16 protein-coding genes and 2 pseudogenes are annotated in these 12,690 nt (G+C 29.8%); 16 read left to right on the forward strand and 2 right to left on the reverse strand.

The genetic code is table 11. From position 1 onward, the window contains the following. From AB4Y15_RS04665 to AB4Y15_RS04700, 8 genes and pseudogenes are all read left to right on the forward strand, one after another. The coding region (locus AB4Y15_RS04665; protein ID WP_427338762.1) for an RHS repeat-associated core domain-containing protein at positions 1-418 on the forward strand (418 nt) is incomplete at its 5' end. A 36-nt stretch (positions 419-454) separates the two neighbouring features. After that, the gene (locus tag AB4Y15_RS04670; RefSeq protein ID WP_427338763.1) at positions 455-646 is read left to right on the forward strand and encodes a hypothetical protein; all 192 of its coding nucleotides are present in this window, start codon (positions 455-457) and stop codon (positions 644-646) included. A 14-nt stretch (positions 647-660) separates the two neighbouring features. Beyond that, positions 661-1,020, forward strand: a complete 360-nt coding sequence (locus AB4Y15_RS04675; protein WP_427338764.1) for a hypothetical protein — start codon at positions 661-663, stop codon at positions 1,018-1,020. A gap of 71 nt (positions 1,021-1,091) precedes the next feature. Continuing rightward, positions 1,092-1,256: pseudogene (locus AB4Y15_RS04680) on the forward strand (imm11 family protein); the annotation flags it as partial. After that, complete coding sequence (locus AB4Y15_RS04685; RefSeq protein WP_427339019.1) at positions 1,235-1,357, forward strand: imm11 family protein; 123 nt, start codon at positions 1,235-1,237, stop codon at positions 1,355-1,357. The pseudogene AB4Y15_RS04680 and the gene AB4Y15_RS04685, both read left to right, overlap by 22 nt. 20 nt (positions 1,358-1,377) lie before the next feature. Continuing rightward, positions 1,378-1,515: a hypothetical protein gene (locus tag AB4Y15_RS04690; protein WP_427338766.1), complete on the forward strand. Its 138-nt coding sequence runs from the start codon at positions 1,378-1,380 to the stop codon at positions 1,513-1,515. A 62-nt stretch (positions 1,516-1,577) separates the two neighbouring features. Next, a pseudogene (locus AB4Y15_RS04695) lies at positions 1,578-1,775 on the forward strand (cation transporter); the annotation flags it as partial. A 48-nt stretch (positions 1,776-1,823) separates the two neighbouring features. Continuing rightward, the gene (locus AB4Y15_RS04700; RefSeq protein WP_427339020.1) at positions 1,824-3,962 is read left to right on the forward strand and encodes a heavy metal translocating P-type ATPase; all 2,139 of its coding nucleotides are present in this window, start codon (positions 1,824-1,826) and stop codon (positions 3,960-3,962) included. Positions 3,963-3,995: 33 nt separating this feature from the next. Here the strand turns inward: AB4Y15_RS04700 and AB4Y15_RS04705 are convergent, their stop codons facing one another. Together AB4Y15_RS04705 and AB4Y15_RS04710 are read right to left on the reverse strand one after the other, a co-directional pair. Further along, a complete protein-coding gene (locus tag AB4Y15_RS04705) occupies positions 3,996-4,190 on the reverse strand; it encodes a capping complex subunit for YIEGIA (protein WP_427338767.1) in 195 nt (64 codons plus the stop codon). 23 nt (positions 4,191-4,213) lie between these two features. After that, complete coding sequence (locus AB4Y15_RS04710) at positions 4,214-5,113, reverse strand: YIEGIA family protein (RefSeq protein ID WP_427338768.1); 900 nt, start codon at positions 5,111-5,113, stop codon at positions 4,214-4,216. A gap of 321 nt (positions 5,114-5,434) precedes the next feature. Between AB4Y15_RS04710 and AB4Y15_RS04715 the strand changes: the two genes are divergently transcribed. The 8 genes from AB4Y15_RS04715 (at position 5,435) to AB4Y15_RS04750 (ending at position 12,625) form a co-directional block, all read left to right on the forward strand. Then, positions 5,435-6,169 carry a ZIP family metal transporter gene (locus tag AB4Y15_RS04715; RefSeq protein ID WP_427338769.1) on the forward strand — a complete coding sequence of 245 codons (735 nt, stop codon included), beginning with the start codon at positions 5,435-5,437 and terminating at the stop codon, positions 6,167-6,169. Positions 6,170-6,353: 184 nt separating this feature from the next. After that, on the forward strand, positions 6,354-6,929 hold the full coding sequence (gene lepB, locus AB4Y15_RS04720) for a signal peptidase I (protein ID WP_427338770.1): 576 nt from the start codon (positions 6,354-6,356) through the stop codon (positions 6,927-6,929). A gap of 12 nt (positions 6,930-6,941) precedes the next feature. Then, the gene (gene queG, locus AB4Y15_RS04725) at positions 6,942-8,060 is read left to right on the forward strand and encodes a tRNA epoxyqueuosine(34) reductase QueG (RefSeq protein ID WP_427338771.1); all 1,119 of its coding nucleotides are present in this window, start codon (positions 6,942-6,944) and stop codon (positions 8,058-8,060) included. Between the two features lie 131 nt (positions 8,061-8,191). Next, positions 8,192-9,238: an L-threonine 3-dehydrogenase gene (gene tdh, locus AB4Y15_RS04730; protein WP_427338772.1), complete on the forward strand. Its 1,047-nt coding sequence runs from the start codon at positions 8,192-8,194 to the stop codon at positions 9,236-9,238. A gap of 23 nt (positions 9,239-9,261) precedes the next feature. Beyond that, on the forward strand, positions 9,262-10,449 hold the full coding sequence (locus AB4Y15_RS04735; protein ID WP_427338773.1) for a glycine C-acetyltransferase: 1,188 nt from the start codon (positions 9,262-9,264) through the stop codon (positions 10,447-10,449). 129 nt (positions 10,450-10,578) lie between these two features. Beyond that, a complete protein-coding gene (locus AB4Y15_RS04740) occupies positions 10,579-10,860 on the forward strand; it encodes a DUF503 domain-containing protein (RefSeq protein WP_427338774.1) in 282 nt (93 codons plus the stop codon). A 63-nt stretch (positions 10,861-10,923) separates the two neighbouring features. Then, positions 10,924-11,568, forward strand: coding sequence for an endonuclease III (gene nth / locus AB4Y15_RS04745; RefSeq protein ID WP_427338775.1), 645 nt, complete (start codon positions 10,924-10,926; stop codon positions 11,566-11,568). A gap of 421 nt (positions 11,569-11,989) precedes the next feature. After that, complete coding sequence (locus AB4Y15_RS04750) at positions 11,990-12,625, forward strand: sugar phosphate isomerase/epimerase family protein (protein WP_427338776.1); 636 nt, start codon at positions 11,990-11,992, stop codon at positions 12,623-12,625. Positions 12,626-12,690 lie beyond the last annotated feature (65 nt).

Raw genomic sequence — 12,690 nt, forward strand, 5'->3', positions numbered from 1 at the left:
AAACCCCCTTAGCCTAAACCTATACACTTACTGCAAAGGTAATCCAATTAAATACACAGACCCAGAAGGACATAATCCGATAATAGTATTAATGTTATGGGCTACAGCAATAGCATCATCACCAGACACACAAATGGACATGCAATTCATAGCAATGGACTTAGCAGAAAAAGACTATTTAGCAGCGGTATTAGATGGAGTAGGGATGTTAGTACCAGAAGCAACAGGAATAGGGGAAATTGGAGATGATGCAGTAAAATTTGTTAAGAATGGACTAGATGATATAGGAAGGACTTCTAAAAGGTTATTTAATATTAATTTGCAGTTGTTTGCTAAGGTGACGGAGAGAATTGCTAATAAAAATAATTATAGAAAATTATTTTTAGAGAAGTTTCCTGATTTACCTAAAGGATATTAGGTTCATCATATTTTACCACAAAAGTACGAGTTGATTATGAAAAAGGCAAGAATTAATATTCATGAAGTTCGATATTTAAGAGGTGTAAGCACTAAAATTCACTTAAAAATTACAAATGAGTGGAGAAAATGGGATAAGGCATTAGGTAGAACTCCAACTATACAAGAAATAATTGATTTTGCTAGAAGAATTGATAGAAAATATAATAGATATTGGTTTAATAAATAAAGGGAGGGAACAGTGTGGAAGAGCAAAGAATATTATTTGAAAGGTTAAAAGATATTAAAGATTATTGGGTTAATAATTCAGTAAAAAGATTAAATGAAGTTGTAGATTTAGTACCGTCTGAGTGTGAAGAGGAATACAAGGTATTAAAATCATTATTAAAGACTGATAATAAAAATGCTTTTAAAGTAGTTATAAACGATATAATAGAAGGAGTTATTCATTCAATATTAGTTATGTTTGATGGAGGAGATGAATTAACTGATAAATTTAACATAGATATTATCAATGCAGATACAAAAAAATCTTTAAAAGAAGATATTGCTTTACATGAAGAGTTTATAGGGTATTTAGTGGAAGTTGAAAACCAAGAATAAACATTTTATATTTGTTTTTTCTTAACTTAATATTATTTTAAAATTTTAGCTAAACCGACTATACGAAACTAAGCAATTATTTTGTAGTAAATGTATGTAATTTAGTAGAAGCATTAGATTTAGATAATTCAGTATATGATATATTTGAAATAGATGAAAATAGAAAATACATTTCGGTTATAAAATATGCATTAAAGGCAGAGCCGGTAAAAGGATTAGATATTTTTTTAGATTAAAAGAAGATGAGACTCCTATATTTGTATCGGAAAGATTTGTAGATATAGTAAAGAAATATGGTATGACAGGAATTGATTTTGGAAAAGTCAAGGTATATTAGAAAGGTGGTTATTTTAGTATATGGGTGAAGTGTTAGATGAACACTTCACCCATTGTTGTTTCAATAAAAGTATATTAATACATAGAGATATAGGGGTATCGAGAGATAGAGAAGATATCAAAAAACATAGTTGTATTTTCGAAAAAAAGGATATATAATAGTATATAGATGAACATATGAATAGTTGTTCATATATAAAGTTATATAAAGGGGTGTTTAAATGAGCAAAAGAATTCGCAAAGAGCTGGTATTAGAAGGATTAAATTGTGCGAATTGTGCAGCAAAAATAGAATCAAAAGTAAATGAATTAGCTGATGTTAAGGCTGCTAATCTAAATTTTGTTACTAAAACTTTAACTATTGAATTATTTGATGAAAATAAAATAGAATCGGTTATTTTAGAAACGAAGGATATTGTAAAAAAATTTGAACCTCATGTAATTGTTAGAGAAAAAATTATAGAAAAAGTGTCAAAAAAGGCATTAGTCTTGATGGGGCTTATGTGTGCTAGCTGCTTGGCTAAAATTGAATCTAAGGTAAAAGAAATAAAGGGAGTAAAAAATGCCTATGTAGATTTTGCTTCTGGAAAATTAATTATTGAAGCTAATAAAAAAGATTTGGATAGAATAACAAAAGAAGCGATAGAAATAATAAAGAAAATAGAACCAGAAGTAGATGTAATTGATGAAAGTAAAAATGATAAAAAACATAATGGACACATTCATGAACATGGACATAGTCATTCTCATGCAGAAGGAGATAATAAAAAAGAGCTTATAAGATTATTAACAGGAGCGGCTTTTTTTGGTATTGCTATAATTTTTAAATTTTCATTTTGGATTGAGTTTATTCTATTTTTTATAAGTTATATATTAATAGGAGGAGAAATATTATTAAGAGCAGGTAAAAATATATTAAGAGGTCAAGTATTTGATGAAAACTTTTTAATGGCTGTAGCAACAATAGGAGCTTTTTTAGTAGGAGAGTTTCCAGAAGGTGTAGCAGTTATGCTGTTTTATCAAGTTGGAGAATTTATGCAGGATCTAGCTGTTAATCGTTCTAGAAAATCTATTGCAGAGCTTATGGATATTAGACCAGATTATGCGAATCTTAAAGTTGGAGAAGATATAAAGAAAGTATCACCAGATGAAGTTAATATTGGAGATATAATTGTAGTAAAGCCTGGTGAAAAAGTTCCACTAGATGGAATAGTTGTAGAAGGTAAATCTATGGTAGACACATCTGCATTAACAGGTGAATCTGTACCGAGAGAAGTTAATGTTGGAGACGAAATATTAGGTGGTTTCATTAATAAGAATGGTCTTTTATCTATTAAAGTAACTAAGGAATTTGGAGAGTCTACTGTATCTAAAATACTTGATTTAGTACAAAATGCAAGTAGTAAAAAAGCTCCAACTGAGAACTTTATAACAAAATTTGCAAGATATTATACACCTGTAATAGTGTTTGGTGCTTTAGCTTTAGCCATTATTCCTCCACTTGTAATTGAAGGTGCTAAATTTTCAGAATGGATTTATAGATCACTTGTATTTTTAGTAATATCGTGTCCTTGTGCTTTAGTCGTATCTATACCATTGGGATTCTTTGGAGGTATAGGAGGAGCGTCTAAAAGAGGAATTCTTGTAAAAGGTGGGAACTACCTTGAAGCTTTAAACAATATAGATACCGTAGTATTCGATAAAACAGGTACTTTAACTAAAGGCGTATTTAAAGTTACAGAAATAAAAGTAAAGAATGGAATTTCTAGAGAGCAGTTATTGGAATTTGCTGCATATGCAGAAAGTTATTCTAATCATCCTATTGCAGTTTCGATTTTAAAGGAATATGGAAAGGAAATAAATAAGGATTATATAGAAAGTTATGATGAGATATCTGGATATGGAATTAAAGCAGTTGTAAAAGGTAAAGTTGTACTTGCAGGAAATGATAAGCTGATGAAAAAAGAGAACATTGACTATGAAAATGTTGATGCAGTTGGAACTATTGTTCATGTAGTAATAGATAAAAAATATGCAGGTTATATTATTATTTCAGATGAAATAAAAGAGGATTCTGAAAAAGCTATAAGAGAATTAAAAGCTATTGGCGTAAATAAAACTGTAATGCTTACTGGAGATAATAAAAAAGTAGCTGATAGTGTAGGTAAGAAGTTAGGATTAGATAAGGTTTATGCAGAGCTTTTGCCTCAACATAAAGTAGAAATGGTTGAAATGTTGGAAAGAGAGAGACAAACTAAAGGTAAGCTAATATTTGTTGGGGATGGTATAAATGATGCACCAGTTCTTGCAAGAGCTGATATAGGAGTAGCTATGGGAGGATTAGGTTCAGATGCAGCTATTGAAGCAGCAGATGTAGTGCTTATGACTGATGAGCCATCAAAACTTGTTACTGCAATTAAGATTGCAAAAAGAACTAGAAAGATAGTATGGCAAAACATTGTATTTTCATTAGGTGTCAAAGGAATAGTATTACTTTTAGGTGCATTAGGATATGCAACGATGTGGGCGGCAGTATTTGCAGATGTAGGTGTTGCTTTAATAGCAGTATTAAATGCAATGAGAGTTTTAAATGTAAACAATATTTAATTAGCATTCCTCGGGCTTCATGCTCGAGGAATTTTATTCCTGGGTTATTATAATAACTCCGTTAGCTAGACCATAAACATTACCAGCTAATACTCTACCTAGTTCAGAAGCTATTTTTTCTTGAGATTTTTTATCTTTGGCTAAAAAAGTAGGAGCACTTGAGTGAATTACTAAATTTTTATCTAGAGTAACAACGGCTAATATACTTCTTGTTTGACTTTCTTTCATTTAAACTGAACTCTCCTTTGATTTTATTTAGTTTTTTCTTGTCTTTTTTTATTCATTTCAAGTATAGGAACATTAAGAATAATTTCTTTTAACTTATCTATATCTTTAACAATGGGAACGATAACTAAAGCTAATTCTCCCGTATCAAAATTTCTTCTAGTAGCTACATATCTTTCAAGTCCAAGTAATCTAGAACATTCATGAATAATGGCTGTTCTTTGCCCTTGATGATTTAATATTATTTTTTCATTATCACCTTTAGGTTTTAATATAACTCCAATCCCATTTTTTAATATCCTCTCTCTAGTAGCAGATAAACCAACATTCATTATGAAAATATCTCCAACATATAAATTTGCTCCATCTTTAAATTCAAGAGGGGCCTCTTCTATAGTAATAATATCCTTTAATGTATGTCCTTTAGTGTACTGTTTAAGAAGACTTGCAATAATAAAGCCAATTATTGCTGCAAGAATTAATATTACGGAATTTGTTTTAATAAATTTTCTTATCATGAATGCAGATACTGTAGTTGTGAGAGAAACAATCATAACAATATAATTCCTAGACTCAAAGGTTTTAGCTATGCCATCTATGTAAGATTCACCTCTAGGAGCATAACTATCTCTTTCGAGTGAATGAAGCGTTTCTTTTTCCATTTTTCTAATATCTCTAAATTGCTGTATAGCTAAGGCTAAAAAAGTTACAGCAACATAGTTTTTTCCTAATAGAGCTGGATAAGCAACTGCTCCAATAGCTGCTGCTATAAAACCTGTTGTTAAATGAATTAAATATCCATTTGGAAAAGTAGGGTATTGCCTTACATCTCCTCTGAGCATCCACCACCTACTAATAAAACCGACTAAGATACCCACAAATATAAACAGTAAAACATGTAATTCAAGAAGATGATTTTGTTGCATATTAATTCCCCTTAATTTATTTTTTTATAATCCATAGGAAATTATAAACTGTATTAATTTGTGGATAATTTTAAATATAATTTCCATAATGGATTAGGGCAAAATCTTCCTTAATCTATTTAAATCGAAGATTTTGTTCTTATTTTTTTCAACAATAAGTTTTAATATACATTAACTATCAATAAAGTTGAAATAAATAAGTAGATAGAGATACAGTTTATAAGCTTGATAATATTTAGAAAAGTTGTATGCCTAACATACATGAATAAACCCACCAATGTATATAGATAATATATATATGATTAACAGGAGGGATTTTGAGTGCAAGGAATATTAGTGAGTATATTGGTGGGTTTATGCACTGGAGTAGGAGCATTACCTTTTTTATTTATAAAAAAAGTTCCACAAGCTTTAAAGGATGGGCTTTTAGGCTTTGCTGGTGGGATTATGGTATTTGCAAGTTCATTTAATTTAATACAGCCAGCTTTGAAAAATGGCAACTTGTTAAGTGTTATTGGAGGCATAATAATAGGTACGATAATATTGACTTTTATAGAACATTTCATACCTCATATACATACAAAAAACTATAAAAAAAATGATAATAGTGTACTTAAAAAAAATGTACTTTTAGCAATAGCAGTTGCTATTCACAACATACCAGAAGGTTTTGCCATAGGAGTTGGATATGGAACTGGCAATATAAGTACAGGTTTAAGTTTAGCATTAGCCATAGGAGTTCAAAACATTCCAGAAGGACTAGTAGTAGCTGCACCATTAATCGAAGGTGGATATCCGAGAGGTAAAGCACTTCTTTTTTCTTTTTTAACAGGAATAGGAGAGCCTATTGCTGCCATAATAGGTTTTTTTGCTGCAAGATTAACAGATAAATTATTGCCCTTTATACTTTCAATAGCTGCGGGAGCTATGTTTTATGTAGTATCACATGAACTAATACCAGAAAGTCATTGTAATAATAATGAAATGTTGGCTACATATGGATTTATTATTGGATTAATACTTATGATAATCTTTAGAACTGTTATTGGAGAGTAGAGATTAAATTAAATTGAATCTTTTTCAAGCTATTCGAATATTGTTTAAAAGGGTCTATACATTTTCGATTAACAATAATTAAACATTATTAAAAAAGTTCAAATTATAATATAACCAAGAATAGGCAAAACTTTAAAATAGTATTTAAAGTTGCTGAAAAATAAAAGTAACAGGAAGTGATATTATGATTAATAAAAACAAAATTGATATTTTTATCAATTGTTTAAAAATCATATTTATTACATTAGTAATAACTATTTTGATTGAGAAGTATATAATAGGCATTACTCTGGTAAAAGGAGAATCTATGCTATATACAATTAACGATAATGACAGGTTGCTAATCAATAAGTTATCATATATCTATAAAAAACCTTTACGTGGAGATATAATTATTTTTAAACCACCATTAAAAAAACGAAGAGATGAATTATTTATTAAAAGAGTTATTGCTATAGAAGGAGATAAGTTTAAAATTGTAGGTAATCATGTATATATAAATGATGAACTATTGATGGAAGAATATATTAGTGATGAAAAATATATAGAAAGAGATTATAATATTCTACAGGGGATTGTACCTAAAGGATATGTTTTTGTTCTAGGAGATAACCGAAATAATAGTAATGACAGTAGAACTTTTGGATTTGTACCAATAAAAAATATTGTTGGAAAAGCAGTAACGAAGATATGGCCTATTAAAGGTGCTACCACATTAGCAGTAGAGTATCCTAAAGATGGCGATGGAATAACTGATTAAAGGATGAGTACAATGGATTTAAAAAAGTTTGTAAAAGAAAAAGCAATAGAAGTTGGACTAGATATAATAGGTTTTTGCAGTGCAGAGCCATTTTATGAAATAAAGGAGTATTTAATACTTAGGAAACAGAAAGGATATATAGCAGAATTTGAGCAAGAAGATATAAAATTAAGGATTGATCCTAAAGAAATTATGCCGTCAGCTAAAACGATAATTGCTGCCGGTCTTTCATATAATATTGATTTTAAAAATAATATTGATACAAAGAATATTTTGAAAGGTAGACTTTCTAAATCTTCATGGGGGATAGATTATCATAATGTATTATATAGAAAATTAGAATTATTAATTAATCATATTAAAGAGATTAAAGATGTAGAGTATAAAATTTTTGTAGATACTGGTTCTCTAGTAGATAAAGAAATAGCTAAAAGAGCAGGAATAGGCTGGTATGGTAAAAACTGCTTGATAATAAATGATGAATATGGTTCTTTTATTTTTATTGGGTATATTATAACTAATCTTGAGATTGAAGTTGATAGTGAATCTATTAGTAAGTGTGGGGATTGCAGACTTTGCCTAGATGCTTGTCCAACAAAAGCACTAGAAGATGCCTACGTATTAAATCCTAAAAAGTGTATTTCATATCTTACACAAACAAAAGAGAAAATTCCATATGAATTAAGAGACAAAATGAATAACAAAATCTATGGGTGTGATACTTGTCAATTAGTTTGTCCGAAGAATAAGAATGCTAAGAAAGGTAAAACTGAAGAGTTTATTCCAAAAGTAACAGGTGGGTATTTAGATATTGTTGAAATATTTAATTTATCAAACAAAGAATTTAAGAAGAAATACGGTCATATAACTGGAAGCTGGAGAGGTAAAAATATTTTAAAAAGGAATTGTATTATAGCGTTAGGGAACTTAAGAGATAAAAGAGCTATAGAGTTATTAAATAAAGCTTTAGAAGATTCAAATCCAATGATTAGGGAGTATTCAGCATGGGCATTAATGAAAATAGATAGGAAACTAGGAAAAAGAATATTATTATCACACTTAGAAAAAGAAAAATCAATAGAGGTCAAAGAAGAGATATGTAAACTTATTGACTATTTTGACAGGCAATAGATTAATTATGTTAAAAATATGACAAAATATTAAAAATATTTGTCAATGAAGGAAAAATGGCTTTAAATGTGGTATATTAATATTGGTTATATATTTTGATTTAATATATTATTTTTAGGGAGGTCAAGTATATGAACGGTAAAATGAAAGTTGTGTTAAAGGATAAACCTGGTGTTGGGGCAATACTTGCAGAAAAAGATATACCTAAAATAGGACCTAATGATGTTTTGGTTAAAGTTTTAGCAACTTCTATATGTGGTACTGATTATCATATTTATAGCTGGGATGAATGGTCACAAAAAAGGATTAAACCACCGAGAGTAATGGGACATGAATTTGCAGGTGAAGTTGTAGAGGTTGGTAGTAATGTAAAATCTGTAAAAGTTGGAGATATAGTTTCAGCTGAGACTCATATTGTGTGTGGAGTTTGCCCTCTTTGCACAACAGGTAATGCACATATTTGTGTAAATACTAAAATATTAGGTGTTGATACTGATGGTACATTTGCAGAATATGTAGCAATACCTGAAAGTAATGCTTGGGTAAATGATAAAGATGTTCCTGTAGAATTACTATCAATACAAGAACCATTAGGCAATGCAGTACATACTGTATTAGCTGGTGAGATTGTTGGAAAGAGTATTGCAGTTGTAGGTTGTGGTCCAATAGGATTAATGGCAGTAGCTGTTGCAAAAGCTGCAAGTGCTTCAAAAGTGATAGCTATTGAAGTAAATGAATACAGAATAGAATTAGCTAAGAAAATGGGAGCTGACGTTGTTGTAAATCCAATCAAGGAAAACGTTGTCGAGAGAGTATTAGAAGAGACTTCGGGATATGGAGTAGATGTTGTTGCAGAAATGTCTGGTAACGTTAAGGCAATACAACAGGCATTTAAATACATCAAGTTGGGTGGTAGAATGTCATTACTTGGAATTCCTGCTAAAAATGTTGAGCTTGATTTAGCAAATGATATTATATTCAAAGGAATAACAATACAAGGTATAGTTGGTAGAAGAATGTATGACACATGGCATCAAGTAAAAGGATTACTTGCTTCAGGCAATTTAAATCTTGAACCTATAATTACTCATAAATTGCCATTAGAAGAGTTTGAAAAGGGTATGGAGTTAATGAAGAGTGGTAATTGCGGAAAGGTAGTATTGTATCCTAATAAATAATTTTTATTTGAGGAGGTAAAAATATGAGTAATGTGCATGAGTTAACATTCTTGAAAGAAAAAATTCAAGAGCTAAAAGATCAAGGAGTTTATAGAAAATTACCGATATTAGAAGGACCAAATGAAGCAGAGGTAATACTTAATGGTAAAAGAGTTATAAATCTTTCTTCTAATAACTATTTAGGTTTTGCAAATCATCCAAGACTTAAGAAAGCTGCAATTGAAGCAGTTGAGAAATATGGTGTTGGAGCAGGAGCAGTAAGAACTATAATAGGTAATATGGATTTACATGAGGAGTTAGAGGAATTACTTGCTAAATTCAAAAGAGAAGAAGCAGCTATGGTATTCCAGTCTGGATTCAATTGTAATGCAGGTACAATCCAAGCTATCACTGAAAAAGGCGACTTAATAGTATCTGATGAATTGAACCATGCAAGTATTATAGATGGTTGTAGATTAAGTAAGGCTGATAGAGTTGTATATAAACATTCAGATATGGATAGTCTAGAAAAAGTTTTAAAAGAAAACAGAGATAAATATAGAAATATTTTAATTATTACTGATGGAGTATTCAGTATGGATGGAGATATAGCTAAACTTCCTGAAATAGTAGAACTTGCTGAAAAATATGGCGCTATGACTTATGTTGATGATGCTCATGGTTCAGGAGTTTTAGGTGAAAGTGGTAGAGGAACTGTTGACCATTTTGGATTACATGGTAGAGTAGATTTCAGTGTTGGTACATTATCAAAAGCTATTGGTGTTATTGGTGGTTATGTTGCAGGAAGCAAGACAATGCAAGAATGGTTAAATCATAGAGGAAGACCAATATTGTTCAGTACTTCTTTACCACCAGCAGCAGTAGGAGCTATAATTGAAGCTATTAAAATGCTTATGGAAACTACAGAATACACCGATAGATTATGGAAAAATGCAAGATACTTCAAAGAAAAACTTGGCCAATTAGGATTTAATACAGGAAATAGCGAAACTCCAATAACTCCTGTAATAATTGGAGATGAAGCTAAAACAATGGAATTTAGTAGAAAGTTATTTGAAAATGGAGTTTTCGTATCAGGTATAGTATATCCAACTGTACCTAAAGGAACTGGTAGGGTAAGATGTATGGTAACTGCTGGACATACTGAAGAACAATTAGACAGAGCAGTTGCAGCGTTTGAAAAAGTTGGAAAGGAAATGAGATTACTCTAATAAAAAGGTGCAAATTTTTTGCACCTTTTATGTATATTTTATTACAAAAAAAGAAACAAAGGAGGTTCTATTGTTTCCTAGTTTCCTGTATTGGAACTGTAAAACTAAAGATGATTTTGAGGTGGTTTTATGATTGTAGGAACTTGCAAAATAGATTTGTTTATATATGAAGCTAATTCATTGAAGGAAAAGAGACATGTAATAAAAAGTCTTATAGGCAAAATACAGTCTAGGTATAATGTTTCAATAGCTGAAATTGATTTAAATGACACTTGGAGAAAATCTGTTGTAGGATTTGCATGTGTTACAAATGATACTTCACATGCAAACAGTATAATTTCAAATGTAATAAATTTTATAGAAAATGATGGCAGGGTAGAGATTACAAATTATGATATTGAAATTTTGTAGTATCTTTTGTAATGAGTTAAAGACCGAAGAAATACAAAAAAATGACGTAAGGAAGATTCGCGTATGAAAAGAGGATTAACTAAGGGAGAAATAAAGGAAGTTTTAAAAATATTACAAGAGCTTTATCCAAATGCAAAATCTGAGTTAAACTACTCAAATGCATTTGAATTATTAATTGCTACTATATTGGCAGCTCAATGTACTGATAAAAGAGTTAATCAAGTTACAGAAGAACTATTTAAGAAATATAAAAGTCCAGAAGATTATATCAAACTGACTGAAGAAGAATTAGGTGAGATGATAAAAAGTTGTGGTTTTTATAGAAATAAAAGCAAGAATATACTAAAAGCTTGTGAGATTTTGATAAAAGAGTATAATGGAGAGGTTCCAGATAGTAGAGAAGAGCTGGTGAAATTGCCGGGAGTTGGTAGAAAAACAGCTAATGTTGTATTAAGTAATGCATTTGGAAAAGATGCTATAGCAGTAGATACTCATGTTTTCAGAGTATCTAATAGGATTGGTTTAGCTTCAAGTGATAATGTTTACGATACAGAAAGAGACTTAATGAGAAATATACCACGAAGGCTTTGGTCAGATGCTCATCATTGGCTCATATATCATGGAAGAAGAGTATGTAAAGCAAGAAAACCAAAATGCGAGATTTGTCCATTAACACGATATTGCCTTTATTATAAAAAAATTAATTAAAATATTTTATATGTTTGAGGCATAGAGAATAACTAGGTTTTGTAAGTGTTCTCAATGCCTCTTATTTCATTTTTGTTGTTTTTTAAATTAATCAAAAATTAAATTAAATTTTTGGAGGAATTTGTTAATAAATGGAGAAATTTATTAGATATTGTTAAGTCAAAATCACTGTATTAAACAGATAGTTTACTTAAGAATTGAAAGGAGATGGGGGCATGGAGGATAAATAATCGTATAAATACATACATTAAGTAAATATTTACGAACCTATATCCGTAAATCCTACTATATTATACTAAAAAGCGAACTAAAGTTCGCGAATACTAGAGTTATGTGCAATTTTTTGATTGTTTAGAGCAGGGGTCTTGGGTCTTACTACTAAAAATACAGAAATATTCAGATTTATCAGGTGGAGGTTGTCATGAAAAACAAAATAAAATTAGGAGTATTTAGTTGGTTTGGATATGATCTACCCCTAGTAGATTGTATTAATATGATAAAGAATATAGGATTTGATTCTACAATGTTATGGTGGGAAGAAGAATTATTTTCAAAAGATGGAGAAGAGCAATTAAATAAAATTAGAAATATAGATATTAATATTGAAAATCTTCATGTGCCGTATTATGAGTGTAATTTACTTTGGAGTAATGACAAGATTGAACGTAAAGATATTGTTGATAAACATTTAAGATGGATTCGTGGTTGTAATAAATATAAAATTCCAATGATAGTAATGCATTTAACGAGAGGGTATGACTTAAAAAGTGTTAATGAGTATGGATTATATAGTCTAGAAAAAATTGTTTCAGAGGCAGAAAAATATAAAGTAAAAATTGCAATAGAAAATACAAGAAAAGATGAATTTGTTGAGGAGATATTAGAAAGTATAAATTCACCGTATTTGGGCTTGTGTTATGATTCATCTCATGCAAATTTATGGAGTAAAAATAATTCCTATTTATTAGACAAGTATAAGGATAGAGTCATAGCTTTACATATATCTGATAATAATGGAAAAAAAGATAATCATTGGTTACCTTGTGGAAAGGAATAATAAATTGGGAAACTATTATGGAAAAGTTAAAAGAAATAAATTATGAAGGATATATGTCACTAGAA

The sequence above is a fragment of the Caloranaerobacter longqiensis genome, from assembly GCF_050286925.1.
Taxonomy (GTDB): Bacteria; Bacillota; Clostridia; order Tissierellales; family Thermohalobacteraceae; genus Caloranaerobacter.

Excerpts from the sequence above, each read along its gene's own strand:
- AB4Y15_RS04750 (WP_427338776.1), top strand. The coding sequence starts at position 11,990 with ATGAAAAACAAAATAAAATTAGGAGTATTTAGTTGGTTTGGATATGAT.
- tdh (WP_427338772.1), top strand. The coding sequence starts at position 8,192 with ATGAACGGTAAAATGAAAGTTGTGTTAAAGGATAAACCTGGTGTTGGG.
- AB4Y15_RS04740 (WP_427338774.1), top strand. The coding sequence starts at position 10,579 with ATGATTGTAGGAACTTGCAAAATAGATTTGTTTATATATGAAGCTAAT.
- queG (WP_427338771.1), top strand. The coding sequence starts at position 6,942 with ATGGATTTAAAAAAGTTTGTAAAAGAAAAAGCAATAGAAGTTGGACTA.
- AB4Y15_RS04705 (WP_427338767.1), bottom strand. The coding sequence starts at position 4,190 with ATGAAAGAAAGTCAAACAAGAAGTATATTAGCCGTTGTTACTCTAGAT.
- AB4Y15_RS04670 (WP_427338763.1), top strand. The coding sequence starts at position 455 with ATGAAAAAGGCAAGAATTAATATTCATGAAGTTCGATATTTAAGAGGT.
- nth (WP_427338775.1), top strand. The coding sequence starts at position 10,924 with ATGAAAAGAGGATTAACTAAGGGAGAAATAAAGGAAGTTTTAAAAATA.
- AB4Y15_RS04710 (WP_427338768.1), bottom strand. The coding sequence starts at position 5,113 with ATGCAACAAAATCATCTTCTTGAATTACATGTTTTACTGTTTATATTT.
- lepB (WP_427338770.1), top strand. The coding sequence starts at position 6,354 with ATGATTAATAAAAACAAAATTGATATTTTTATCAATTGTTTAAAAATC.
- AB4Y15_RS04690 (WP_427338766.1), top strand. The coding sequence starts at position 1,378 with ATGGGTGAAGTGTTAGATGAACACTTCACCCATTGTTGTTTCAATAAA.
- AB4Y15_RS04735 (WP_427338773.1), top strand. The coding sequence starts at position 9,262 with ATGAGTAATGTGCATGAGTTAACATTCTTGAAAGAAAAAATTCAAGAG.